17 protein-coding genes and 1 pseudogene are annotated in these 26280 nt (G+C 64.1%); 8 read left to right on the top strand and 10 right to left on the bottom strand.

Annotation, left to right across the window (positions count from 1 at the left end; genetic code table 11):
• Positions 1-9 precede the first annotated feature (9 nt).
• The 7 genes and pseudogenes from LB569_RS01800 to LB569_RS01770 form a co-directional block, all read right to left on the bottom strand.
• Positions 10-654 carry a helix-turn-helix transcriptional regulator gene (locus LB569_RS01800; protein ID WP_224690826.1) on the bottom strand — a complete coding sequence of 215 codons (645 nt, stop codon included), beginning with the start codon at positions 652-654 and terminating at the stop codon, positions 10-12.
• Between the two features lie 124 nt (positions 655-778).
• A pseudogene (locus LB569_RS01795) lies at positions 779-1156 on the bottom strand (thioesterase family protein); the annotation flags it as partial.
• A gap of 23 nt (positions 1157-1179) precedes the next feature.
• Positions 1180-3399 carry a 3-hydroxyacyl-CoA dehydrogenase NAD-binding domain-containing protein gene (locus tag LB569_RS01790; protein ID WP_224690825.1) on the bottom strand — a complete coding sequence of 740 codons (2220 nt, stop codon included), beginning with the start codon at positions 3397-3399 and terminating at the stop codon, positions 1180-1182.
• A gap of 13 nt (positions 3400-3412) precedes the next feature.
• A complete protein-coding gene (locus tag LB569_RS01785) occupies positions 3413-4621 on the bottom strand; it encodes an acetyl-CoA C-acetyltransferase (RefSeq protein WP_224690824.1) in 1209 nt (402 codons plus the stop codon).
• Between the two features lie 34 nt (positions 4622-4655).
• Positions 4656-5828 (bottom strand): acyl-CoA dehydrogenase family protein, encoded by a 1173-nt coding sequence (locus LB569_RS01780; RefSeq protein WP_224690823.1) that lies wholly within the window; start codon positions 5826-5828, stop codon positions 4656-4658.
• A gap of 46 nt (positions 5829-5874) precedes the next feature.
• Positions 5875-7665 (bottom strand): acyl-CoA dehydrogenase, encoded by a 1791-nt coding sequence (locus LB569_RS01775; protein WP_224690822.1) that lies wholly within the window; start codon positions 7663-7665, stop codon positions 5875-5877.
• A 262-nt stretch (positions 7666-7927) separates the two neighbouring features.
• Positions 7928-8389 carry a MerR family transcriptional regulator gene (locus LB569_RS01770; protein ID WP_140706589.1) on the bottom strand — a complete coding sequence of 154 codons (462 nt, stop codon included), beginning with the start codon at positions 8387-8389 and terminating at the stop codon, positions 7928-7930.
• Positions 8390-8845: 456 nt separating this feature from the next.
• Here LB569_RS01770 and LB569_RS01765 point away from each other — a divergent pair, with 456 nt between their 5' ends.
• From LB569_RS01765 to LB569_RS01750, 4 genes are all read left to right on the top strand, one after another.
• Entirely contained in the window at positions 8846-12961 is a 4116-nt protein-coding gene (locus tag LB569_RS01765; protein ID WP_224690821.1) for a peptidoglycan-binding protein, read from the top strand.
• Positions 12962-13153: 192 nt separating this feature from the next.
• Entirely contained in the window at positions 13154-14077 is a 924-nt protein-coding gene (locus tag LB569_RS01760; protein ID WP_224690820.1) for a sulfite exporter TauE/SafE family protein, read from the top strand.
• Positions 14077-14865 carry a TIGR02186 family protein gene (locus LB569_RS01755; RefSeq protein ID WP_224536098.1) on the top strand — a complete coding sequence of 263 codons (789 nt, stop codon included), beginning with the start codon at positions 14077-14079 and terminating at the stop codon, positions 14863-14865. Before LB569_RS01760 ends, LB569_RS01755 begins: the two co-directional genes overlap by 1 nt.
• Before the next feature lie 169 nt (positions 14866-15034).
• Positions 15035-16291 (top strand): Hsp70 family protein, encoded by a 1257-nt coding sequence (locus LB569_RS01750; protein ID WP_224690819.1) that lies wholly within the window; start codon positions 15035-15037, stop codon positions 16289-16291.
• A 2-nt stretch (positions 16292-16293) separates the two neighbouring features.
• On the opposite strand, the gene LB569_RS01745 is transcribed toward LB569_RS01750, so the two are convergent.
• Complete coding sequence (locus tag LB569_RS01745) at positions 16294-17196, bottom strand: LysR family transcriptional regulator (protein ID WP_140706168.1); 903 nt, start codon at positions 17194-17196, stop codon at positions 16294-16296.
• Between the two features lie 278 nt (positions 17197-17474).
• Between LB569_RS01745 and LB569_RS01740 the strand changes: the two genes are divergently transcribed.
• The 4 genes from LB569_RS01740 to LB569_RS01725 all read left to right on the top strand — a co-directional run bounded on the left by LB569_RS01740 (position 17475) and on the right by LB569_RS01725 (position 22974).
• Positions 17475-20405: a molybdopterin oxidoreductase family protein gene (locus LB569_RS01740; protein ID WP_411970178.1), complete on the top strand. Its 2931-nt coding sequence runs from the start codon at positions 17475-17477 to the stop codon at positions 20403-20405.
• A complete protein-coding gene (locus LB569_RS01735; RefSeq protein ID WP_224690818.1) occupies positions 20402-21136 on the top strand; it encodes a 4Fe-4S dicluster domain-containing protein in 735 nt (244 codons plus the stop codon). The genes LB569_RS01740 and LB569_RS01735 overlap by 4 nt, the downstream gene beginning before the upstream one ends.
• An 8-nt stretch (positions 21137-21144) precedes the next feature.
• Positions 21145-22080: a dimethyl sulfoxide reductase anchor subunit family protein gene (locus LB569_RS01730; RefSeq protein WP_224690817.1), complete on the top strand. Its 936-nt coding sequence runs from the start codon at positions 21145-21147 to the stop codon at positions 22078-22080.
• Positions 22081-22200: 120 nt separating this feature from the next.
• Positions 22201-22974 carry a tetratricopeptide repeat protein gene (locus LB569_RS01725; RefSeq protein ID WP_224690816.1) on the top strand — a complete coding sequence of 258 codons (774 nt, stop codon included), beginning with the start codon at positions 22201-22203 and terminating at the stop codon, positions 22972-22974.
• 24 nt (positions 22975-22998) lie between these two features.
• On the opposite strand, the gene pdeM is transcribed toward LB569_RS01725, so the two are convergent.
• A complete protein-coding gene (gene pdeM / locus LB569_RS01720) occupies positions 22999-23715 on the bottom strand; it encodes a ligase-associated DNA damage response endonuclease PdeM (protein WP_224690815.1) in 717 nt (238 codons plus the stop codon).
• Positions 23712-26246, bottom strand: a complete 2535-nt coding sequence (locus LB569_RS01715; RefSeq protein ID WP_224690814.1) for a ligase-associated DNA damage response DEXH box helicase — start codon at positions 26244-26246, stop codon at positions 23712-23714. The genes pdeM and LB569_RS01715 overlap by 4 nt, the downstream gene beginning before the upstream one ends.
• Between the last annotated feature and the right edge of the window lie 34 nt (positions 26247-26280).

Below are 26280 nucleotides of genomic sequence, written 5' to 3'. Positions count from 1 at the left end.
CCGTTGCACCTATTGGCTTGCCCAGACGATCCGCGCCACCCACTCGACCTCGCGCATGGGGATGTCGCGGTCCGGATGCTCCGGATTGAGCGAGACCAGCGCGATCGACTTGACGGTCTGGCGTTCAAGCACCTTGGCCATCACCTCGCCCGACGTGGTCTTGACGACGACGCGATCGCCCTTGCGCGTGACGGCGCCCGGTTCGACAATGAGGACGTCGCCGTTGCGGTAGAGCGGCAGCATGGAATCGCCCTGCACCTGCAGCGCATAGGAGCTTTCGGTCGATTGCGCGGGCAATTCGACGAGATCCCAGCCCTGTCCCGCCGGAAAGCCGGCATCGTCGAAGAAGCCGCCCGCGCCTGCCTGGGCAAAGCCCAGCAACGGCACGGCGCGCCTGTGCGACGTCGCGACGACGACTTCGCCCCGCCCCTCGATCAGCCCGGTGAATTCATCCAGCGAGGCACCCGTGGCCTCGATGATCTTGGCCAGCGATTCGGTCGAAGGCCAGCGCGGCCGCCCGTCCGAGGACAGGCGTTTCGATTTGTTGAAGGCGGTCGAATCGAGCCCCGCGCGCCTTGCCAGACCCGAAGCCGAAAGCGAATAGCGCTCGGCAAGAGCATCGATGGCAGCCCAGACGCGGTCGTGCGAGAGCATGACGTGCTCTCCTTCGAAACAGGAAAAAATGCCTCTTCCTTCTAGTCTTCGAACGCCGGCTTGTCCACTGGCCGCGCTACTGCGGCGCACATTCTTGTCCACCGGGGAAGGCCGATTGTCGGGATCAATCGCCCGCCTTTGCCAGACCGCGCAAACCCTGGTGCGAGGTCATGAAAATCCGTTCCGCCTCTGTCGGTAGACGCGGGTTCACCGCGCGACCTAGGGCTGCGACCACCTCGTCAATGTCGAGGAAGCGGCGCGCCTTGCGGTCGTAGACGCCGGCGGTCGTCAGGATCAGGGCGGCCGTCTCGCCATTGTCGAGGACGAAGCGGTGCTTGCCGATGACCTGGGTACCTGCCCAGGCCTCTATCGACGACACCACTTCGAAACGGCGCCACAGCCGGATCTCGCGGGCGTAGACGGCCTGCAGCCCGCCCATCATCGGCGCCCAGCCATTCTTCCTCGCCAGCGTGATCAGGCCGGCGCGGACGAACAGGTCGATGCCCAGACATACATGACGCTATGTCAGGCTGCCTGCTTCACGTCGCGCTTGGCATAGGGATCGAAGCGTTCGTAGAAAGTCTCGCCTTTCTCGGCCATGTCGAGGAGCAGTTTGGGCGCCTTGAACTCGGCGCCGTACTTCTTCTGCAGGCCCTTGGCGATCTTGACGAAGCGCTTGGCACCGATGCCGTCGATGTAGGAGAGCGCGCCCCCCGTGTAGGGCGCGAAGCCGAAGGCCAGGATCGAGCCGACATCGGCCTCGCGCGGATCGGTGACGATGCCCTCTTCCATCACCCGCGCCGCCTCCAGCGCGATGGTGACCAGCAGGCGCTGTTGCAGTTCCTCATAGTCGACCTTTTCGGGCTCGAGCTGCGGATAAAGGTCCTTCAACCCCGGCCACAGCTTCTTTTTGGCGGGCTTGGCCGGGTAATCGTAAAAGCCCTTGCCGTTCTTGCGGCCGAAGCGGCCATGGTCGTCGACCATGGTGTTGATCAGCGCCATCTGCCTGGGGTCGACGGCCTTGTCGCCGATATCCCTGATGGTCTGCTTCATGATCTTCTGGGCAAGGTCGATGGCCGTCTCGTCGGTCAGCGCCAGCGGGCCGACCGGCATGCCGGCGGCCTTGGCCGCATTCTCGATCATCGGTGCGGGCACGCCCTCGATCAGCATCTTGTAGGCTTCCGACATGTAGCGCAGCACGCAGCGGTTGACGTAGAAACCGCGCGTGTCGTTGACGACGATCGGCGTCTTCTTGATGGCGCGGACGAAGTCGATCGCGGTGGCCAGCGCCTTGTCGCCGCTCTTCTTGCCCAGGATGATCTCGACCAGCATCATCTTGTCGACCGGCGAGAAGAAGTGGATGCCGATGAAATTCTTCGGCCGCGCCGAATTCTTGGCGAGGCCCGTGATCGGGATGGTCGAGGTGTTGGAGGCAAAGATCGCCGACGACTTCAGCACCGCCTCCGCCTGTTCGGTGGCGGCCTTCTTGACGCCTGAATCCTCGAACACGGCCTCGACGACGAGATCGCAGCCGGCGAGGTCGGCATAGTCCGCAGTCGGCGTGATCAGCGACAGCAGCTTGTCTTTCTCCTCAGGCTTGGCGCGGCCCTTCTTAACCTGATCGGAGACCAGGCTGTCGGAATGCGCCTTGCCCTTCTGTGCCGACTCCAGGTCGCGGTCGAGCAGCACCACCGGAATGCCGGCCTTGGCGGTGACATAGGCGATGCCGGCGCCCATGAAGCCGGCGCCGAGGATGCCGATCTTCTTGAACTTGGTGTCCGGCACGCCGGCCGGGCGGCGCGCGCCCTTGTTCAGCTCCTGCAGCGACACGAACAGCGAGCGGATCATCGCCGCCGCTTCCTTCGACTGCATGATCTCGGTGAAATAGCGCTGCTCGATCCTGAGCGCGGTGTCGAAGGGCACCAGCAGGCCCTCATAGACGCATTTCAGGATCGCGGCGGCGGCCGGATAATTGCCATGGGTCTCGCGGCGCAGGATAGCGATGGCCGGCGGCCACAGATTGGCGCCGGCCGCCGAATAGACCGGGCCGCCGGGCAGCTTGAAACCCTTTTCGTCCCATGGCTGAACGGCTTTCAGACCGTTTTTGATCATGGCCTTTGCCGTCTCGACCAGCTTGGCTGGTTCAGCGATCTCGTGGATGAGGCCCATGGCCTTCGCCTTCTGCGGCGACAGGTTCTGGCCCGAGGTCAGCATCTGCAGCGCCTGCTGCTGATCGGTCAGCCGTGGCACGCGCTGCGTGCCGCCGGCGCCGGGGAAGATGCCGACCTTGACTTCCGGCAAGGCCATCTTGACCTTGTCTGAATCCGCCGCGACGCGCCCATGGCAGGCGAGCGACAATTCGAAGGCGCCGCCCATGCAGGTGCCGTTGATCGCCGAGACCCATGGCTTGCCGGATGTTTCGAGCTTGCGCCACAGGCCGCCCATGCGGCCGGCATTGTCGAACAGCAGCTTTGCCGCCTTCTCCGGATCCCTGGCCTTTTCCGTGGCGAACACGGTCAGCATCTTCTGCAGCATGGTGAGATCGGCGCCACCGGAGAAGCTGTCCTTGCCCGAGGTGATGACCGCGCCCTTGATGCCGGCGTCGGCCACAACCTGGTCGATGATCTTGTCGAGTTCGTTCATCACCTCTTCGGTGAAGACGTTCATCGAGCGGTCGGGCATGTTCCAGGTGACCAGCGCGATGCCGTCGGCGTCGGTGTCGAGGCTGAAATTGGTGTAGCTCATCGTTCTCTCCCCGTCAGACGCGTTCGATGATGGTTGCGGTGCCCATGCCGGCGCCGATGCAGAGCGTCACCAGCGCGGTGTTCAAGTCGCGGCGCTCGAGTTCGTCCAGCACCGTGCCGAAGATCATCGCGCCGGTGGCGCCGAGCGGATGGCCCATGGCGATGGCGCCGCCATTGACGTTGATCTTGTCGTGCGGGATCTCGAAGGCCTGCATGTAGCGCAACACCACCGAGGCGAAGGCCTCGTTGAGCTCGAACAGGTCGATATCCGACAGCTTCATCTTGGCGCGCTTCAACAGCTTCTCGGTGACGTCGACCGGACCGGTCAGCATCAGCACCGGTTCGGAGCCGATATTGGCGAAGGTGCGGATGCGCGCGCGCGGCTTGAGGCCCATCGCCTTGCCGGCCTTCTTGGAGCCGAGCAGCACGGCAGCAGCGCCATCGACGATGCCGGACGAATTGCCGGCGTGGTGGACGTGGTTCACCTCCTCGACTTCCGGATGCTTCTGCACCGCGACCGCGTCGAAGCCGCCCATTTCGCCCGGCATGACGAAGGACGGGTTGAGCGAGGCCAGCGACTGCATGTCGGTCGACGGCCGCATGTGTTCGTCATGGTCGAGAATGGTCAGGCCGTTCTGATCCTTGATCGGAATGACCGAATTCTTGAAGCGGCCGTCGGCCCAGGATTTCGCGGCGCGCTTCTGGCTCTCGACCGCGTAGGCGTCGACATCGTCGCGCGAAAAACCGTATTTGGTGGCGATCAGGTCGGCCGAAATGCCTTGCGGGACGAACCAGCCGGGCAGGCCGACCGAAGGATCCATGAACCAGGCGCCGCCCGAGGCGCCCATGCCGACGCGCGACATCGATTCGACGCCGCCGGCGATGACGATTTCATCGGCGCCCTGCGCGATCTTGGCGGCGCCGAAATTGATGGCGTCCAACCCGGAAGCGCAAAAGCGCGAGATCTGCATGCCCGGCGCCTTGGTGTCGTAGCCGGCCTCGAAGGCGGCGGCGCGCGGAATGACCGAACCCGCCTCGCCGACCGGATCGACGCAGCCGAAGATGATGTCGTCGACCGTGCCGGTGTCGAGCCCATTGCGGTCGCGCAGCGCTTCCAGCGTCCTGGCGGCGAGCCGCACTGCCGGCACCTCGTGCAGCGATCCGTCCTTCTTGCCCTTGCCGCGCGGCGTGCGCACGGCGTCATAGACATAAGCATCAGCCATTTTCATGCTCCTTGGGTTCGCTGAAGAGAGCTGCTCAGAGCGAGCGTCCGATCAGCAATTTCATGATCTCGTTGGTGCCGCCGTAGATGCGCTGGACGCGAGCGTCGCGGAACATGCGGGCGATCGGATATTCATTCATGTAGCCATAGCCGCCATGCAATTGAAGGCATTCGTCGACGACTTTGCCCTGCAGGTCGGAGAGCCAGTACTTGGCCATCGAGGCGGTGACCGGATCGAGGCCGCCATTGATGTGGCGGGTGACGCAGTCATTGTAGAAGACGCGGCCGATGGTGGCCTCGGTCTTCAACTCGGCCAGCTTGAACTGGGTGTTCTGGAAGTCGATGATCGCCTTGCCGAAGGCCTTGCGCTCCTTGACGTAATCGATGGTCAGCGCCAGCGCCCGCTCGATCATGGCGATGGCGCCTGTGCCGATCTGCAGCCGCTCCTGCGGCAATTGCTGCATGAGCTGGACGAAGCCCTGTCCTTCTTCGTGCCCGAGCAGATTGGCGGTCGGCACGCGCACGTCGTTGAAGAACAGTTCCGAGGTGTCGTTGGCCTTCAGCCCGATCTTGTCGAGGTTGCGGCCGCGCTCAAAACCTTCGACCTCGTCGGTCTCGACGATCATCAGCGAGGTGCCCTTGGCGCCCTTTTCCGGATCGGTCTTGGTGACGACGATGATGAAGTTCGCCAGCTGGCCGTTGGTGATGAAGGTCTTGGAGCCGTTGATCTTGTACTGGTTGCCGTCCTTCTCGGCGCGGGTCTTGACGCCTTGCAGGTCGGAGCCGGCGCCAGGTTCGGTCATGGCGATAGCGCCGATCAGCTCGCCGGTGGCGAGCCTGGGCAGCCATTTCTTCTTCTGCTCCTCCGAGCCGTAATGGAGGATGTAAGGGGCGACGATCGAATTGTGCAAGCCGATGCCGAAGCCGTCGACGCCGACATGGCCGATCGCCTCGATGATGGCGCTCTCATGCGCGAAGGTGCCGCCCGAGCCGCCATACTCCTCCGGCATGGAAGCGCAGAGCAGGCCGGCCGCACCCGCCTTCAGCCAGCTCTCGCGGTCGACCATCTCGTTCTTCTCGAACTCGTCGTAGCGCGGCGCGATCTCCTCCGCCATGAAGCGGGTCGCCATGTCGTAGAGCATGCCGACCTCGTCGGCCGCCCAGGCGGGCTTCGGCACGGAGAGCACTTCAGCTGGATTTGTGGCCACGATTTCCTCCGCGTATCGACAGGCAGAAAGGCTAGCAGGACCGAGCTTAGAACGCTTCCGCCGGCAGGGCCATCAGCGTATCGGCGCCGCTCGAAATACGGGCCAGGTGCGCCGAGGTTTCCGGCATGATCCGTTCCATGAAGAAGCGCGCCGTCACGACCTTGTTGTCGTAAAAGGACTGGGAGCCGTTGGCGCCGGTCTTGCCCTGCGCCGCCTTGGCCATCTGCGCCCACATGTAACCCAGCGCCACGAGGCCGAAGAGGTGCATGTAGTCGGTCGAGGCGGCACCGGCATTGTCGGGCTTGGCCATGCCGTTCTGAAGCAGCCACATGGTCGCCGCCTGCAGATCGTTGAGACCCTTTTTCAGACCCTTGGTGAAGGCCGCCATTTTCTCGTTGGCGCGGTTTTCCTCGCAGAACTCGCCGACTTCCTTGAAGAAGGCCTGGATGGCGCGGCCGCCATGCAAGCCGAGCTTGCGGCCGACGAGGTCGAGCGCCTGGATGCCGTTGGCGCCTTCATAGATCATGGCGATGCGGGCATCGCGCACGAACTGACTCATGCCGTGCTCTTCGATATAGCCGTGGCCGCCGAACACCTGCTGCGCCATGACGGCGTGATCAAAACCCTTGTCGGTCAGCACGCCCTTGACCACCGGCGTCATCAAGCCGGTGTAATCGTCGGCCGCCTGGCGGTCCTTGTCGTCGGCGGAGCGGTGCGCGACGTCCGACTTGATCGCCGTCCACAGCGCCAGCGCACGGCCGGCCTCGTTGAAGGCCTTCATGGTCATCAGCGAGCGGCGGATGTCGGGATGGACGATGATCGGATCGGCCTTCTTGTCCGGCGCCTTCGGGCCTGACAGCGAGCGGCCCTGCAAACGGTCCTTGGCGTAGGCGACTGCGTTCTGGTAGGCGATCTCCGACAGCGAAAGCCCCTGCAGGCCGACACCGAGGCGGGCCTCGTTCATCATCGTGAACATCGCCTTGAGGCCGCCATTGGCCTCGCCGAGCAGCGTTCCCTCGGCCTCGTCATAGTTCATGACGCAGGTCGAATTGCCGTGGATGCCCATCTTCTCCTCGATCGAACCGCAGGAGACGGTGTTCCTTGTGCCCGGATTTCCCGACGCGTCGAGCTTGAGCTTGGGCACGATGAACAGCGAGATGCCCTTGACGCCTTCCGGCGCGCCCTCGATGCGGGCCAGCACCAGATGGACAATGTTGTCGGACATGTCGTGCTCGCCGGCCGAGATGAATATCTTCTGGCCGGAAATCTTGTAGGTGCCATCGCCGCTCGGCACCGCCTTGGTGCGCAGCAGGCCGAGGTCGGTGCCGCAATGCGGCTCGGTCAGGTTCATTGTGCCGGTCCAACTGCCCTCGACCATCCTGGGCAGCCATGTCGCCTTCTGCTCGTCGGTGCCGTGGGTGATGATGGCGGCGATCGCGCCCTGGGTCAGGCCGGGATACATCATCAGGGACATATTGGCCGAGACCATGTATTCGGCCACCGCCGTGTGCACGGCATAGGGCAGGCCCTGGCCGCCGAACTCGACAGGGGCCGCCAGACCCATCCAGCCGCCTTCGCGATACTGGTCGAACGCTTCCTTGAAGCCCTTGGGCGTGGTCACCGAGCCATCGTCGTGGCGCACGCAGCCTTCCATGTCGCCGACACGGTTGAGCGGATGCATGACGTTCTCGGCGAGCTTGGCGCCTTCGGCGAGAATTGCCTCCAGCACGTCAGGCGTGGCATCGGCGAATCCGGGAAGGTTCGAATAGCGCTGATAGCCCAGCACCTCGTTGAGCACGAACAGCGTGTCCTGGACCGGGGCCCTGTAGATCGGCATGCTTTTCCTCCACCATGCGGATGAGGCCCCGAAATCAAGCCGTGCGCGGCAAGCGGGCCAATGTCGAAGCCGCAATAGCAAATATTGACGTTTGCGTAAACGTCAATATTTTCGATGCGACACGATTTCCGCCGCGAGCGCGGTGAGCCTAACGTTGCGGCTTTGCTCTAGCCAGCGCGAACAGCAGGCCACGACAGTGAAAAGCCGCGCGGCATGGCCACGCGGCTTTGATGGTGAAGAGCCCGACGGTGTCGGAGTATGGCTAGCTGGCGACGCTCGCCTGCGGCGCCGAACGCTCGGTCAACATCTGGCGCACGGCCGACATCGAGCCGCTGAGCTCATTGATGGCGTCGTCGATCAGAGCGCGCTGCTTCTGCAGGCGGGCGAGCTGCTTCTCCGACTTGTCCAGCGCCAGCCGCAGCTGCTTGGTGTTGGAACCGGTCGGATCGTAGAGGTCCATCATCTGCTTGACGTCGCGCAGCGAGAACCCGACCTTGCGGCCGAGCAGGATCAGCTTCAGCCTGGCCTTGTCGCGGCGCGTGTAGAGACGGGTCGAACCGTCGCGCTGCGGATTGAGCAGGCCCTTGTCTTCGTAGAAACGCAGCGTGCGCAGCGTCACGCCGTACTTTTTGGCCATTTCGCCGATGCGGGAGAGATCCTCGCCGATTTCGACGGATGCATTATTGGTATTGGCCGCGGTCTCGCCGGCCGAGATAAGCTTCATGGTCACTGGCTTTCCCCGTCTGGTGGCGTCGCGGTCCCGGACCATGCGTCGCCTGACTGGAAGCGGGGGCGTGCTTCCGGCCGTGGTTTCGACAAACAAATCGCAAAACAGCACACTCGCTGCGCCTTTTACGTTTACGTCAATTCTATACCGATAGCCGCCTCATGACGCAAGGGCGTTATGAGAACGGTGCTTTATGCCGCACCGGAGGCGGGGACAGCCAACTTCCTTGCAACTTCTTAAGCTTGGTTAACGCGTTGTTTACCACGTTGGGCGAAATGTGCGCGTGTCGGCTACCCGTGGTTATCCTGTATCGAATTTTCACGGTTTTTCGGAGCGCGGGTGAAACCCCGGGAAGCTTGTCTTCCACCGTGGCATGGAAGCGCGGTCGCCTCGTTCCGGCAGGGACTTGGGGAGCTGGTCGCAAGCCGGCCAATCTGAAAGACGGACGCACCGATGAACAGCAAGCGGTCCTACCTCGATACACTCAACGCCGGCAGGCAGCGCAAGCCGCAGACCACGCTCGAGCAGCTGAACCGCTCACTGGAGACGCTGGAACAGCGCCTGGGGCAGACGCGCGAGGACACGACGGCACGCCCGGCTCCTCGCCAATATGGCGCCGAACCGCGTCACCCCGCAGCCGACCCGCGTTATCCCGCAACCGAACCGCGTTATCCCGCCGCGCAGCCGAACGCCCAGCAGCGCTGGTATGAGGATCCGCAGCCGGCACCGCGTGCGCCGAACCCGGCGCCCTCCCCTGCCTTCGATCAGAATTATCAGGCGATCGCGCGTGACATCGACCGCGTGCGCGGCCAGGAAGACAGCGTCGCGATGGTCGGCAAGATCGCCGGCGAATTGCGCGGCATGCGCGAGGAACTGCGCCATCAGGTGACATCGGGACTGCAGCGCGAATTCGATGCGCTGCGCAAGGACATCGACCGCGCCTTCCAGTCGAACGCCAAGTCCGGCGCCACAGGCAAGGGCAGCGCGGAACTCGGCGTGGAATTCGAACGGCTCTCCGGCGCCATCAAATCGCTGTCGGAGAAGAGCGACGACAGGAGCGTCAACCTGCTGCGGCTGGAACTCGAGCAGGTCAAGGCCGCGCTCGACACGCTGGCGCGCGAGGAGAGCGTGCAGAAGGTCGATCGCCGCTGGGATGATTTCGATCGCCGCTGGACGGCTTTCGAGGACCGCGTCGACGCCGACCAGCGCAAGCGGTCAGACGATCCCGCGCTTGCCGCCCTGACCGACCGGCTGGAGCAGATCAGCAACGCCGTCAACAATCTGCCGGAATCGCTGTCGCTGCGTTCGCTGGAGGAAAAGGTTCGCACGCTGGCGGGCGCGGTCGACCATTTCGCCAGCCAGCAGGACAATCGCGGCGGTGATACGCTGGCCATGATCGATGAGCGGCTGGACGAGATTTCCCGCGCCATCGTCGCCTCGACCGTCGCCGCACAGGCGAACTCAATCGACCACGAAGCCTTCGAGCGCATCGAGAAGCGGATCGACTCGCTCGCCCAGCAGATCGAGGAAGTGGCGCAGGACCGTCCCGGCAATGTCGTGATCGACCGGCTGAACACGCTGTCGAGCCGAGTCGATGACCTCGCCGGCCGCGCCAACCTGCCCGAGCAGGCGATGGAACGGCTTGCCAAGCAGATCGCGCTGATCGCCGACAAGATCGATCAGGCGCCGGCCATGCCCGACGCCGACTACATATTCCACGGGCTGGAGCAGCGCTTCGACGTGCTGTCCGGCATGATGGAGCGCCGCCAGGGCGATGCCATCGAACAGGGCAACATGCTGTTTCGCGATCTCGAGCGCCGGTTGGACGAAGTTGCCGACCGGCTGGACCAGCGCAGCATGCCGCAGATCGACAGCGCCGGCATCATGGACGCCATCGATGCCCGCTTCACCGCACTGGCCAAGCGCATGGAAACGCGCGCTCCCGATCCGGCCGGCGAGGCGGCTATCCGCGGGCTGGAAAGCCGGCTCGAGGACATTTCAAGCCGTCTGGACGCTTCGGCGGCCCAGGTCGCCGGCATCGATCCGGCGCTGATCCGCAGCCTGGAGGCGCAGGTCGCCGGCCTGTCGGCGCATCTTTCCAAGCCAAGCATGCCGCTGCCGGACTTCGAGGACATCAGCCCGCGCCTCAACGAAATCGAAAAAGCACTGGCCGGCACCCGCGATTCCATCCTCGGTGCGGCACGCGAGGCGGCCGAGAACGCGGTGCGCTCGCTGGCCGGAACGAGCACCAATACGGCCGCGGTGTCTGGCCTCGCCCAGGACCTGAAGACGCTGGAGACATTGACGCGGCGTTCCGACGAACGCAATTCACGTACCTTCGAGGCCATTCACGATACACTGCTCAAGATCGTGGACAGGCTGGGTTCGCTGGAAACCAGCGAACCGTCCGAAGCGGTAAGCGAACTGCTGGATGCGGTTCCGGCCGAACCGAGCGGCTGGCGTGGCGTGCGGCGGCCCAAGATGGCCGTGAACGCACCCTCGATGACCATGGACGAGCCGCTGCCGCTGACCGGCGACATGGCCGATCTGGACGCGCGTGCCGCGGCCATATTGCGCGCCGAGCCTGCCTCATCAGGCGAACCGGCACTGCACGTGGAGACGGGCTTTTCCGCCCGGCCGGGCGCGCGTTCGCCCGCGGAAGCCGCCGCCGCCGCCGCGATGGCCGCACTCGGTTCCGACACGAGCGCCGAGAAAGGCCAGCCGGCGGGCCGCAAATCGATGTTCGGCGGGCTGGCACGCGCCTTCAAGGGCAAGAAGGCAGCCGATGTTCCGCCGCTTGCCGGCTCGGCGCCGAGCACCGATATCCCCAGTGTCGATCTCGACGAGCCGCTCGACCCCAAAATCGCCAACCGCCCGCTGGAGCCCGGCTCCGGCGCGCCCGACCTCAATGCCATCATGAAGCGCGTGCGCGACGAGCGGGGACAACCGGCAAAGTCCGGCGACAGCGACGCGGCGAAATCGGATTTCATCGCCGCTGCCCGGCGCGCGGCGCAGGCGGCCGCGGCCGAGGCCGACGCCCTGAAGCGCCAGTCGACGATGAAGGGCCCGGTCAAGGCGCTCAGGATAGGCGATCTGCTCAAGGCGCGGCGCAAGCCGATCCTGATGGCGGCGGCCGCGATCATGCTGGCGCTTGCCGGCCTGCAGCTCGGCAAGGCGTTTCTCTCGGATCCCGCCCAGGTGGCAAGCAACGACGCGCTGCCGATCGTCGCCTCGCAGCCGGTGCAGACGGCATCTCTCGACACCGCCAGCCAGCCGAAGACCGAAATCCAGCCGACCGCCACGGACAGCGCGCCGGCCCGCGGCGTCAGGCAGGCCGAACAATCCGCGACGGCGGCCAAGGACGACATGGCGGCGCAGCCCGTCATGGCCATGCCGTCGGATACGGACGCGATGCCCGGCACGGCGCCCACGGCAGAGCCCACTCCGGCCCCAGTCGCGTCGGCAATGGCTTCCGGCCCGAGCACGACCGCTCCCGATGCGATGGCTTCGGCCGCGCCGGCGCCGATTGCTCCGATGACCGCTGCTCCTACCTTAACGGATCCGACCCCAGCCACCATCGCCGGCGTCACGCAGGCGACGGATGCCGATGCCCAACCGGCCCCTGCCGCGCCAGTGGCGACCGAGGCCACGGCCAATGACACGACCGGCGCCGTTGCCCCCATGGACAAGCCGGCGGCGACCGCGGCGGCCAAGTTCGACATCCCGGCCGATGCCGGCCCGGCCGCCCTGCGCGATGCCGCTGCCGCTGGTGACGCCAAGGCACTGTTCGAAGTGGGCTCGCGCTATGCGGAGTCGCGCGGCGTCAAGGAAGACATGGCGACGGCTGCCAAATGGTACGAGAAATCGGCGGAACTCGGCTTCGCTCCGGCCGAATACCGCATCGGCAATTTCTACGAGAAGGGCATTGGCGTCGCGCGCGACGTCAAGAAGTCGAAGACCTGGTACCAACTCGCCGCCGCGCAGGGCAACGCCAGCGCCATGCACAATTTGGCGGTGCTGTTCGCCATGGCTGCTGACGGCGTGACCGACAATGAATCGGCCGCGCACTGGTTCCAGGAGGCCGCCGACCTCGGCGTCAAGGACAGCCAGTTCAATCTCGGCATCCTCGCCGCCAAGGGCGTCGGCATGAAGCAGAACCTGGAAGAGTCCTACAAATGGTTCGCGCTTGTCGCCAAGACCGGCGACAAGGATGCCGCGGCCAAGCGCGACGAGATCGCCAATGCGCTGCGGCCCGAGCAGCTCGAGCGGGCGCGCGCCGCGACAGAATTGTGGAAGGCCAAGCCGCTCAACGCGGCGGCCAATTCGGTGGACATTCCCGAATCCTGGCAGGAAGGCACGCCGCAGACGACCGCCGGCATCGACATGAAGAAGGCGGTCAAGAACATCCAGCTCATCCTCAACAAGAACGGCTATGACGCCGGCGGCGCCGACGGCGTGATGGGCGAGAAAACCAAGAACGCGATCATCGCTTTCCAGACCGCCAACAAGCTGCCGGCGACCGGCGCGGTCGACGAAAAACTGGTCAAGGCATTGCTGGCGCGCAAATAACGGCAGAAGCGTCGTTTCCACGACGCCCTTGCCATACATTTGCCTGTTAACTGATTGAGTTATTTTTTGTTTCGGCGCGGTGGCGGGGTTTGACCCCGCTGCCGCGTCGGCGCAAGGAAAAATTGGCTTTTCGATGCGATACTGCCCGCAACGGCTTTATTCGCCGACAGGCAAACTGATCGAGACTGACGGGTGGGCATCTATCTCCCGATCGCGGAAATTTCCGTCAACGTCTTCGTGCTGCTGGCCATGGGCGCCGCGGTGGGTTTCCTGTCGGGCATGTTCGGGGTGGGCGGCGGCTTTCTCATCACCCCGCTCTTGATCTTCTACAACATCCCGCCAGCCATCGCGGTCGCCACCGGCGCCAACCAGGTCATCGCCTCGTCCGTGTCCGGCGTGCTGTCGCACATGAAGCGAGGCACGCTCGACTTCAAGCTCGGCAGCGTCCTTCTGGCCGGCGGCGTCGTCGGCTCCACGGGCGGCATCTACGTGTTCGGCTTGCTGCGCAGGCTCGGCCAGCTCGACCTGTTCATCTCGCTACTCTACGTCGTGCTGCTCGGCACCGTCGGCGGGCTGATGCTGGTCGAAAGCATCAACGCGCTGCGCGCCACGCGCAGCGGCGCGGCGCCGGTGCTGAAGAAATCGGGCCAGCACAATTGGGTCCACCGCCTCCCGCTGAAGATGCGCTTCCGGGCGTCGAAACTTTTCGTCAGCGTCATCCCGGTGCTCGGCCTTGGCGCCGGCATCGGCTTCCTGTCGTCGATCATGGGTGTCGGCGGCGGATTCATCATGGTGCCGGCGCTGATCTATCTCTTGAAAGTGCCGACCAATGTCGTCATCGGCACCTCGCTGTTCCAGATCATCTTCACCAGCGCCTACACGACGCTGGTTCACGCCACCACCAACCAGACCGTCGATGTGATGTTGGCCTTCCTTTTGATGGCCGGGGGCGTGGCCGGGGCACAATATGGCGCCAAGGCCGGCCAACGGCTGCGCGGCGAACAATTGAGGGCCTTGCTGGCGCTGCTGGTGCTGGCGGTGGCGATCCGGCTCGCCATCGATCTGTTCGTCACGCCGCCCAACCTTTATTCGCTGTCCGCCGTGGGCCTCAATTGATGAAAGGCCTGAAAGCGCTCGCGGCCGTCGCCCTCCTGTCCCTGACCGCCGCCGCGCCGGCGAAGGCGCAGACGCCGCTGACGGAAGGCATCCAGATCGGCCTTTCCACCGATGCGGTGTCGATCACCGCCGGGTTTTCCGGCGCCGATCTGACCATTTTCGGATCCCTGGAAAATCCCGACCCACTGGTGGCACGCCAGGGCCGCTACGACGTCATCGTCGTGCTCGAAGGGCCGCCAAAACCGGTGGTGGTGCGCCGCAAGGACCGGGTGCTGGGTGTCTGGGTCAATCTGGACTCGGAAACCTTCGAGAACGTGCCGGTGTCCTATTCGGTGGCGACCACACGGCCCCTGCAGGACATCACCGAACCCAACAGCTACAAGCAATTGTCGCTCGGCGCCTCCAACCTCTACATGCAGCCAGCCGATGCTGGCGACAGCCCGGCGACGATCGAGGAATTCACGGCGGCACTGCGCGAGCGCAAGGCCGCCGCCGGGCTCTACAGCGAGAATGTCGGCGGCGTGCAATTCCTGTCGCAGAACCTGTTTCGCGCCACGGTCAGGCTGGCGCCGAACGTGCCGGTCGGCACCCACAAGGCCCGCGCCTTCCTGTTCAAGAGCGGCCTGTTCATCAAGGAGAGTTCGGCGCAGCTCGAAATCCGCAAATCGGGCTTCGAACAATCGATCTTCCGCGTCGCCCACGACTATTCGTTCCTCTACGGTGTCTTCGCCATATCGCTGGCGATGATAACCGGCTGGCTGGGCCGGCTGGTGTTCCGCAAAGATTGATGCTCCGGGAAAAGAGGGGTTCCCCTTTTTCCCGCCATGCGATAAACCGCCGCCTCCCAGCCCAAGGGCAAACACGCACACCATTCGCCAGGGCGGTCCGGCCATCCGAATGACAGCGCGATGCGTCGCTGCTGTCTTGCCGCCACGAAAACAAGGACAGGAGGCTGCAATGCACCAGGCATTCGGCGGCATCGACTTCGGCACGTCCAATTCCACGGTGGGCGTGATCCGGAACGGCAAGGCGCGGCTGGTCCCGCTGGAGGGCGAACAGCCCACTTTGCCAAGTGCCGTGTTCTTCAACTTCGAGGACGGCCATACTTATTTCGGCCGGCGTGCGATCGGCGATTATACCGACAGCATCGAGGGCCGATTGATGCGCTCGCTGAAGAGCGTGCTCGGCAGCTCGCTCGCCCACGAGAAGACGCGTATCAAGGCGCGCCAGATCGGCTTCATCGACATTATCGGCCTGTTCGTCGGCCATCTCAAGACGCGGCTGGAAGAGGACGCCGGCGGCCCCGTGGAAAACGTCGTGCTCGGCCGCCCGGTGCAGTTCGTCGATGACGACGCGCAAGCCGACGCGCAGGCGCAAGGCGAGCTCGAGAAGGCCGCCCGCGCCCAGGGTTTCAAGCACATCGCTTTCCAGTTCGAGCCGATCGCGGCGGCGCTGGACTACGAACAGAAGGTGACGCGCGAGGAACTGGCGCTGATCATCGACATGGGCGGCGGCACGTCCGACTTCTCGATCGTGCGGGTCTCGCCGGAGCGCTCGCGATCGACCGACCGCAAGGACGACATACTGGCCAGCCGCGGCATCCATATCGGCGGCACCGATTTCGACCGGCTGCTGAGCATCGCCCATGTCATGCCGCAGCTCGGCTACCTCTCGCCGACCAAGGACGGCAAGCGCAATCTGCCGGCCAGCTACTTCATCGATCTCGCCACATGGCAGCGCATCAACCTGGTCTACACCGCCAAGGCGATGACGCATCTGCGCCAGATCCGCTACGAGGCCGCGCGCGCCGATTTGGTCGACCGCTTCATCCATATCGTCGAGCACCGCTACGGGCACGCGCTGGCGGCGTTGGTCGAAAAAGCCAAGATCGAGCTGACCGCCAGGTCATCGGCGGAGGTGGCGGTGAAGCTGCCTGACGCGGCGTTCGCCGCCGGGATCACGCGCGACGGGCTGGAGACCACGATCGCCCGGGATATCGAGCGGGTCACCGAAACGGTGGGCCAGACCATCCGCGACGCTCAAGTGAAGCCGTCCGACATCACCGCGGTGTTCCTGACCGGCGGCTCGACGGCGATCCCGCTGGCAAGGCGGGAAATCCTGTCTCTGGTGCCGCGGGCTTCCGTCATCGAAGGCGACATGTTCGGCTCGGTCGGGCTTGGACTGGCCTTGGATGCGCAGCGGAAGTTCGGCTGACTCTACCCTGGCGCAGGCCCGTCCGTCTCCGCGGCCAGATGCGCCTTGAGCGCCATCTGGGCCAGGCTTGCCTGACGGTCGCGATGGGTGATCATGGCGAAGTCGCGCTTCGGCAATTCGATCGGCACGGCCCTCAGGCTGCCCTCGGCGACCGCGCGCCCGACGACCAGCTCTGAAATGATGGTCGCCCCGGCGCCCGCCTCGACGGCCTGGCGAACCGCCTCGTTGCTGGGCAGCACCAGGAATATCTGCAGGTCGGCAAGTGAAATCCCCTCGCGGCGCGCCAGATCCTCCAGCACCTCGCGCGTGCCCGAACCACCCTCGCGGATGATCCAGCGCAGGCCGGTGATATCGGGGCGGCCCGGCGCGATTTCGGCGATCTTGGGATGAGAAGAGGCGACGACCAGCATCAACCGGTCGGTATCGACCTTGGCGCGTCGCAATATGTCGGACTCGGTGCGCCCTTCGACCAGGCCGAGATCGGCGGTTCCATCGAGCACGCTGGCCTCGACCTGCCTCGTGTTGCCGATTGTGACGCTGAGCCGGACGGCGGGATAGGCCTCGTGGAAGGAGGCCAGCCGGCGCGGCAGCCAGTAGCTGGCGATGGTCAGGCTGGCGGCGATGGAGAGGCTGCCGGCGACCGTCTGCGAAACATGTTCCAGCACGTTGCGGGCGGCGGCGGCCCGCTCCAGCACGGCCTTGGCCTCGGGCAGGAACCGGTGGCCGGTCTGGGCCAGTTCGATATTGCGGCCCACCCGGTTGAACAGATGCACACCATGCTGCTCTTCCAGCGCGCGAATGGCCGCCGATGCCGCCGACTGGGAAATGCCCAGAAGCTCGGCCGCCTTGGTCATGTGGCCGCGCTCGGCGACGGCGACGAAAATGCGCAACTGGTCCAGGGTCATGCCTACATTAAGAACCAATTCCGATCGAATTTACAAGAACAACTGATTAGACGGATCGATGTCTTTATTCTACTTTTTCGGCCGAAGTTAGAAAAAATTGGCCTGCAGGTCGCAGAGAACAAAATGATCGGGCGGTTCAGATCCCTGCTTGCGCATTGGACCCGCGGCATAAGGCGGCGGTTGGCCGGAGATCGATATCACCCGGAAGAGCATTACATGCGCGGCCCCGGACCGAAGACACGCGCCAAATCCGCCGGCCGTGCGAGCACCCCGGGATCATGATGCAGGGACCTTCGCGCGGCGCCAATTCAGCCCCCTCGCAACGCCCGCTTGCCGACACGCGGGCGCCCGATGAAGGCGACGGCGTCGACACCTCGCCCGCAGTATCGGACAGCATCGCCAAGACTACCTGCTACATGTGTGCCTGCCGCTGCGGCATCGACGTGCACATCAAGGACGGCAAGGTCCGCTACATCAACGGCAACAAGGACCACCCGGTCAATCGCGGCGTGATCTGCGGCAAGGGCAGCTCCGGCATCATGCAGCACTACAGCCCGGCCAGGCTGAAGAAGCCATTGCTGCGCACCGGTCCGCGCGGCTCGGGCGAATTCCGCGAGATCGAGTGGGAGGAAGCCTTCGCGATCGCCACCGGGCGGCTGTCGCATATCCGCCGGACCGACCCCAAGAAGCTCGCCTTCTTTACCGGCCGCGACCAGTCACAATCCTTGACAGGCTGGTGGGCAAGCCAGTTCGGCACGCCGAACTTCGCCGCCCATGGCGGCTTCTGTTCCGTCAACATGGCGGCCGGGGGCCTTTACACGATCGGCGGCTCGTTCTGGGAGTTCGGCGAGCCCGATTGGGACAACACGAAATACTTCATGCTGTTCGGCGTCGCCGAGGACCATGATTCCAACCCGATCAAGATCGGGCTGGGCAAGCTCAAGGCGCGCGGCGCCAAGGTGGTCTCGATCAACCCGTGCCGGACCGGCTACAATGCGATCGCCGACGACTGGATCGGCATCCGTCCCGGCACGGACGGTCTGTTCGTGTTCGCGCTGATCCACGAACTCTTGAAAGCCGGCCGCGTCGATCTCGATTATCTGCTCCGCTACACAAACGCGCATGTCCTGGTCATCCAGGAGCCAGGCGCGGCCGATGACGGGCTTTTTCTGCGCGACGGCGAGGGCAATCCGCTGGCATGGGACCGCGTGGCGAAGACCACCGTCAACGCAGCCGATCCGGATGCGAAGCCCGCACTGACCGGCAGCTTCACGGTCGGCGGGCGCAGCTGCGTTCCTGTCTTCCAGCTCATTGCGGGCCGCTATCTCGACGAGAGCCATGCACCCGACGCGGTCGCCGAGCGTTGCGGCATTGCCGCCGATACAATCCGCCGGATCGCCGCCGAACTTGCCCATGTCGCCTTCGAACAGACGATCGAACTGCCGGTGGCATGGACCGACTGGGCTGGGCGCCGACACGGGACAATCAAGGGACGGCCGGTTTCGATGCATGCCATGCGCGGCATCTCCGCCCATTCCAACGGCTTCCATACCTGCCGCGCCATCCACCTGCTGCAGGTTCTGCTGGGCACGGTGGATGTTCCTGGCGGCTTCCGCTTCAAGCCGCCGTACCCGAGGTCGGCGCCGCCGGGCCCGAAGCCCTGCGGCAAGGACGTGAGGCCAATGACGCCGCTCGACGGCATGCCGCTCGGCTTTGTCTGCGGACCCGACGATCTGCTGGTCGACGAAGCGGGCACGCCGCTGCGCATCGACAAGGCCTATTCCTGGGATTCGCCGCTTGCGGCGCATGGCCTGATGCACACCGTCATCCGCAACGCCTGGGCCGGCGACCCGTACCCTATCGACACGCTGATGATGTACATGTCGAACATGGCCTGGAATTCCTCGATGAATACGATCGAGACCATGGCCATGCTTACCGACCATGATGAAGCGGGCAATTACAGGATCCCCTTCATCATCTATTCCGACGCCTATTATTCCGAGACCGTGCCGTTCGCGGACCTCGTCCTGCCCGACACCACCTATCTCGAGCGCCATGACTGCATCAGCCTGCTCGACCGGCCAATCAGCCATGCCGACGGGCCGGGCGACGCCATCCGCCATCCGGTGGTCGAGCCCGACCGCGACGTCAGGCCGTTCCAGTCGGTGCTGATCGAACTCGGCGCGCGGCTTGGCTTGCCCGGCTTCGTCAAGGACGACGGCTCGGCGAAGTATCGCGACTACGCCGACTACATCGTCAATCATGAACGCATGCCCGGCATCGGTCCGCTCGCCGGCTGGCGCGGCAAGGATGAAACCTCGATCGGCAAGGGCGACGTCAACCCCAACCAGTTGCAGCGCTACATCGACAATGGCGGCTTCTGGCACCACGACTTCACCGACGACCAGCGCTACTACAAGATGGCCAACCGTTCCTATCTCGATTTCGCCGTGCAACTGGGCTTCATCCCCAAGGCCGAGCCGATTGTTTTCCAGCTCTATTCCGAACCCATGCAGCGCTTTCGCCTTGCCGCGCGCGGCCATGGCAAGGTGCAGGCTCCGGAGACCGAGCGGGGCCGCATCGAGACCTACATGGATCCGCTGCCGTTCTGGTACATGCCCTTCGAGGAAGCGTCCGTCGACCTGGAAAGGTACCCGCTGCACGCGCTGACGCAGCGGCCCATGCACATGTACCATTCCTGGGGTTCGCAAAATGCGTGGTTGCGGCAGATCACCAGCCAGAACCGGCTGTTCGTGCATCACCGGACCGCGGCCGGCCTTGGCCTTGCCGATGACGACTGGGTGTGGATCGAGAGCATCAACGGCAAGGTGAAGGGGCAGATCAAGCTGGTCGACGGGGTGAACGAAAGCACGGTCTGGACCTGGAACGCGATCGGCAAAAGGCGCGGCAGCTGGGGGCTGAAGGACGATGCCGCCGAGAGCAATCGCGGCTTCCTGCTCAACCACATCATCGGCGACCAGACTTCCGCTGACGCCAGCGGCAAACGTTATTCGAATTCCGATCCGGTGACCGGTCAGGCGGCGTGGTTCGATCTACGCGTGCGCGTCGTCAAATGCGCTGATGAGGAAGCCGGCTTCACCGAGCCGCAATTCGAACGGTTTCACCAGCCGCCGCGTTTCGAGCCCTCGCCCGACAAACTGACTTTCGGCGTTGAATTTCGTCGGGCAAGAGAGGCCGTGGAATGACCTGCCTTCCCTCTCATACGGACAAAAAGCTCGGCCTTGTCATCGATCTCGACACCTGCGTCGGCTGCCAGGCCTGCGTCACCGCCTGCAAGGAGTGGAACACCGGCGGCCACATGGCGCCGCTGACCGACATCGACCCTTATGGCGGCCATGTCGACGGGGTCTGGTTCAACCGCGTGCACAGTTACGAGCACATCACCGAGATGGGTGGACGCACGGTGAATTTTCCGCGCTCCTGCCTTCATTGCGAGACGCCGGCCTGCGTCACCGTCTGCCCGACGGGCGCCTCCTACAAACGCGCCTCAGACGGTATCGTGCTGATCGACGAGGACAAGTGCATCGGTTGCAAATTGTGCAGCTGGGCCTGCCCTTACGGCGCGCGCGAGTTCGACACGGATGTCGGCGTGATGAAGAAATGCACGCTCTGCGTCGACCGCATCTATAACGACAATCTGGCCGAAGGCGACCGCGTGCCGGCCTGCGTCGCCGCCTGCCCGACCAGCGCCCGGCATTTCGGCGATCTCGGCGATCCCCAATCCGCCGTCTCGCAACTGGTGGCGGAGCGCGGCGGTGTCGATTTGATGCCGGAGATGGGCTACAAGCCGACAAACAAATACCTGCCGCCGCGCGCCCACACGCAACGCGCCGCATCCGTGCCTGCGAAGGCGCTGGAGCCGGTGCGGGCCGAGGGCGGCTTCCTCGGTTGGGTCGACCGCATGCTTTCGAGCTGACCATCCACATGCATCCAGCTTTTTCGGTCGTCTTCTTCACCACCGCCACGGGGGCCGGCTATGGGCTGCTCGCGCTGCTCGGCGTGCTCGGCCCGCTCGGTTTCATCGCGCCCGATTTCTGGCTGGGCTTTGTCGGCATGGGGCTGGCGCTCGGCCTGATCATGGCCGGCCTGCTGTCCTCGACCGGCCATCTCGGCAGGCCTGAACGTGCCTGGCGGGCGTTCTCGCAATGGCGCAGTTCGTGGCTGTCGCGCGAAGGCGTCGCGTCGGTTGCCACCTTCATCCCCGCAGGGCTGTTCGGCATGGGCTGGATCTTGCTTGGCCGCCTCGATGGCTGGGTGGCGGCCGCGGGCGCTCTGGCCAGCCTCGGTGCTATCGTCACGGTCTGCATGACGGGCATGATCTATGCCTCGCTGAAGCCCATCGCCCAATGGCACAGCCCTTACACCTTGCCCGGCTATCTCATCTTCTCGGCGATGAGCGGCTGCGTGCTTGTGAATGCCCTGCTGCAAGGCTTTGCGCTCGGCTCGACTGTCCTGCTCGCCGCTTCGGTACTGATCACCTTGCTCGGCTGGGGCTGGAAGCTGGCCACCTGGCGCCACAATGACCAACTTGAAATCGCGACCAATGCAAACACCGCGACCGGACTCTCCGGCGGTACGGTGCGGTCGCTGGAATGGCCGCATACCGAGGAAAACTACCTGCTCAAGGAAATGGGTTTTCGCATAGCGCGCAAGCACAGTGCACGCCTCCGCCGGATCACGCAATTGCTGGCCTTCGCCCTGCCCGTCCTGCTCCTCGCCGCCACCTTTGCCTTGCCCTGGCCGTTTGCGGCGGTGCCGTCAGTGGTGGCCGCTATCGCACAGTTCGCCGGGATGCTGGTCGAACGCTGGCTGTTCTTCGCCGAAGCCAAGCACACCGTCACGCTCTACTATGGCAGGTAGCAGTTTCAGCATACTATCCTCGTTAAGCTGGCGGATGGCGGCTAATCCGAGTAAGTTGTGGCTTGGAGAGAATTATTGTAATTCATCGTTAAAGCGCGTTCCAGATCGGAAGATCGAGTGATGGCCATCAATAATTTTAATTCAATGGTGCATCTTGCAAGGGGAATTTGCGTAGTAGGAATTTTGATTTTTTCTTTCCATGATTCCCTGGCGGGTGCACACGAAGCCGACGCCGCCTTCAAGGCGAAGAATTATTTGGGAGCCTTCAAGGAATGGGAGGCGGTTGCCAAAACAGGGGATGCTGTTGGGGAATATAACCTCGGCTATATGTATTCCGAGGGATTGGGGGTGCCGTTAGACTATTCCAAAGCGGCAGAGTGGTGGGCCAAAGCGGCCGCACAGGATTTTCCGGCAGCCGAGTTGAGTCTCGGCCTATTGTACTCAACCGGCAAAGGGCTCACTCAAGACGATACTCAGGCGGTTGCATCTTGGCAAAAAGCTGCAATCAAAGGCTTGGCCAAGGCCCAGCAATACCTTGGCGATGCGTACTTCTTTGGCAAAGGCGCACCACAGAGCGGCATGGATGCCATATTCTGGTGGACAAAAGCTGCAGAGCAAGGTGAGGTAGGCGCGCAAGTAAATTTGGCCACTTCATATCTAGATGAACAGTACGTAGACAAGAATCTACAATTGGCTTTCTTCTGGTACGAAAAAGCAGCTGAAAACAATAGTGGTAAGGCCCAGTATAATTTGGCAATAATGTACCTAAAAGGTGTTGGCGTTGAAAAAAACCCCGATCTTGCCATTCAGTGGCTTAAGCGATCGGCAGCGCAGGGATACAGTGGTGCGTACAAAGCGCTTGAACGCCTCCAGGCCGTCCTAAAGAAAACTTGACTTTTTAGCATACGACGGGTGGCCTCAGCCCGGGCGCAGCATCGAACCGGAGATGGCAAAGGTGCGCTGGTTGCCCAGCATGTAGGCCATCAGCGTTTCCAGCCGGAACAAGCCGGCATAGGCGCGATCGAGCACGTTGAGCGAGCCGGTATAGGCACCGAAAGCCGGCATGATCATGCGCCCGCCGTCGCCGGCAAAGCAGCGCCTGCGCACCGAACGGCCTTGCTGCACGATGCGGGCGCAAGGATGCAGGTGGCCTGAAATCTCGCCCTCGACCCGCACCTTCGACGGCTCGTGCCGGAACAGCAGCGAGCCTATGGCGAGTTCCCGTACGGTCTCGCCGGGCAGGTCCGCCGGCGCTTCCGGGTCGTGATTGCCGGCGACCCAGAACCAGTCACGGCCCGCCATCAGCGCTTCCAGCCGCTCGCGGAAACTTTGATGCATGCGCTGGGCGCCGCCGCCATCGTGGAAACTGTCACCCAGGCTGATGACGACCGACGGCTGGTAGTCCGATATCACTGCTTGCAGCCGCAGCAAGGTCGCGCCGGTATCGTAGGGTGGGATCAGCGTGCCACGCCTTGCCAGCGACGAACCCTTCTCCAGATGCAGATCGGAGACCGCCAGCAGCTTGAACTCGGGAAAATAGAGCACGCCGCGTGGATCGCAGACCGCGCGCTCGCCGGCGATGCCGACAAGGTCGGCCTCGGCGATCAGCGATGCGCGCGCCAGCGAAAAGTTCATTCGTCGACCATCCCAGGCCCCATGGCCTCTTCGACCAGCGTCGCCGCATCCATCAGCAGCGTTTCATCGGCCTCGCCATTCACCGGCATCTTGCCGATCTCGAGCATGATCGGCACGGCCAGCGGCGATATCTGTTCGAGCGCCTTATGCATGATTCGACCCTGGATGCGCGAGAGCATGTCGGCAAGTCTGCTGACATCGAGCAGGCCGGTCGCCGCGTCGGCACGCGTCGCCTGAAGCAGGATGTGGTCCGGCTCATGGCTGCGCAGCACATCGTAGATCAGGTCGGTCGACACCGTGACCTGGCGGCCGCTCTTCTCCTGGCCGGGGTGGCGTTTTTCGATCAGGCCCGCGATCAGCGCGCAATTGCGGAAAGTGCGCTTGAGAAGCCAGCTATCGGCCAGCCAGGCTTCGAGATCGTCGCCCAGCATGTCCTGGTCGAACAGCGCGCCGAGTGAAGGTTTCCTGGCTTTGAACATCGCGCCCATGTCGCCGAGCGACCATATGGCCAAGGCATAATCGGTGGCGACAAAGCCGAGCGGCCGGGCGCCTGCCCTGTCGAGGCGACGGGTGAGCAGCATGCCGAGCGTCTGGTGCGCCAGCCTGCCTTCGAAGGGATAGGCGACCAGATAATGGCGGTTGCCGCGCGGAAAGGTTTCGATCAGCAAATCGTCGCGCTTGGGGAGCATCGATTTGTCCTGCTGGAACCGCAACCAATCGGCCACCTGCTCCGGCAGCTTCTTCCAGCGCCGCGGATCGTCCAGCATGATGCGGACCTGCTCGGCCAGGTAGGTCGAGAGCGGAAACTTGCCGCCGCCATAATAGGGCACCTTGGCGTCGCTGCCGGGTGCGTTCGAGACGAAGCATTCATTCTCGCGGATGCCTTCGAAGCGCAGCACCTTGCCGGCGAACATGAAGGTGTCGCCATGCGTCAAGGTTTCGAGGAACGCCTCCTCGATCTTGCCGAGCACGCGGCCGCCGTGCGACGCCGCGCCTCTGCTGCCGGCCTTGACGTAGCGCACGTTAAGCGCCGGCACCTCGATGATGGTGCCGACATTCAGCCTGTATTGCTGGGCGACGCGCGGATTGGATACGCGCCACAGCCCATCCTTGTTCAGGCGGATGCGGGCATAGCGCTCGTAATTCTTCAGCGCGTAGCCGCCGGTGGCGACGAAATCGATGACACGGTCGAAGGTCGGACGATCGAGTCCGGCATAGGGCGCCGCCGTTCGCACTTCTTCGTACAAGTCATCGGCGCGGAACGGTGCGCCGCAAGCGCAGCCGAGCACATGCTGCGCCAGCACGTCGAGTCCGCCATTGACCAGCGGCGGCGTATCCTGCGCGCCAAGGTAATTGGCGTCGAGCGCGGCGCGGCATTCCAGCACCTCGAAACGATTGGCGGGGATCAGGATCGCCTTGGACGGCTCGTCCATGCGGTGATTGGCACGGCCGATGCGCTGCGCCAGCCGGCTAGCCCCCTTGGGCGCACCGACATGCACGACCAGGTCGACATCGCCCCAGTCGATGCCGAGATCGAGCGTCGAGGTAGCGACAATGGCCCGCAATGCGTTGTCGCCCATCGCCTTCTCGACGCGCCGGCGCTGGGCGACGTCGAGCGAGCCATGATGGAGCGCGATCGGCAAGGTGTCCTCGTTGACCCGCCACAACTCCTGGAACAGCAGCTCTGCCTGGCTGCGTGTGTTGACGAACAGCAAGGTCGTCTTGTGGCGCTTGATCTCACGGTAGATTTCCGGCGTGGCGTAGCGCGCCGAGTGCCCCGCCCATGGTACGCGCTCCTCCGAATCGAGGATCGAGATTTCGGGCTTCGCACCACCCGTCACGGTGATCAATTCCGCCATGTCGTCAGGTGGGTTCTGGCTGACCAGCCAGCGCCGCAATTCGTCCGGCTCGGCCACCGTCGCCGACAGGCCGATCGTCTGCAGGCCAGGGACGAAGCTGCGTAGCCGCGCCAGCCCTAGCGCCAGCAGATGGCCGCGCTTCGACGTCACCAGCGAATGCAACTCGTCGAGCACGACATAGCGCAGATCCTCGAAGAAGCGCCTCGCATCGCCCGCTGCGATCAGCAGCGCCAGTTGCTCCGGTGTGGTGAGCAGGATGTCGGGTGGTGCAAGCTTCTGGCGCTGGCGCTTGTGTGACGGCGTGTCGCCGGTGCGCGTCTCGATGGTGACCGGCAGACCGATCTCCTCGACCGGCTTGCCGAGATTGCGCTCGATATCGACGGCCAGCGCCTTCAGCGGCGAGATGTACAGCGTGTGGATGCCGCGCCGCGCCTGGCCTGGTTTTCGCCTCGGCCTGACGGCCAGTTCGGTCAGCGACGGCAGGAAGCCGGCCAGCGTCTTGCCGGCGCCGGTCGGCGCGATCAACAGCACCGATTGCCCGGCTTGGGCCTTCGCCAACAGGTCGATCTGATGCGCGCGCGGCGACCAGCCTTTCTCGCCGAACCATTTTACGAATGGCTCGGGCAAGACGACGGCGGCATTCTGGTCGGCGAGGCGCGGCAGCTCGGTCACCCGAAAGAGGTAGCGCGGCGGCGCGCAATCGCCA

The organism is Mesorhizobium sp. BH1-1-4, assembly GCF_020165665.1.
In the GTDB taxonomy this organism is placed as follows: domain Bacteria; phylum Pseudomonadota; class Alphaproteobacteria; order Rhizobiales; family Rhizobiaceae; genus Mesorhizobium.
Note: the sequence above shows the minus strand (reverse complement) of the source record. Positions and strands in the feature narration are given on the sequence as shown.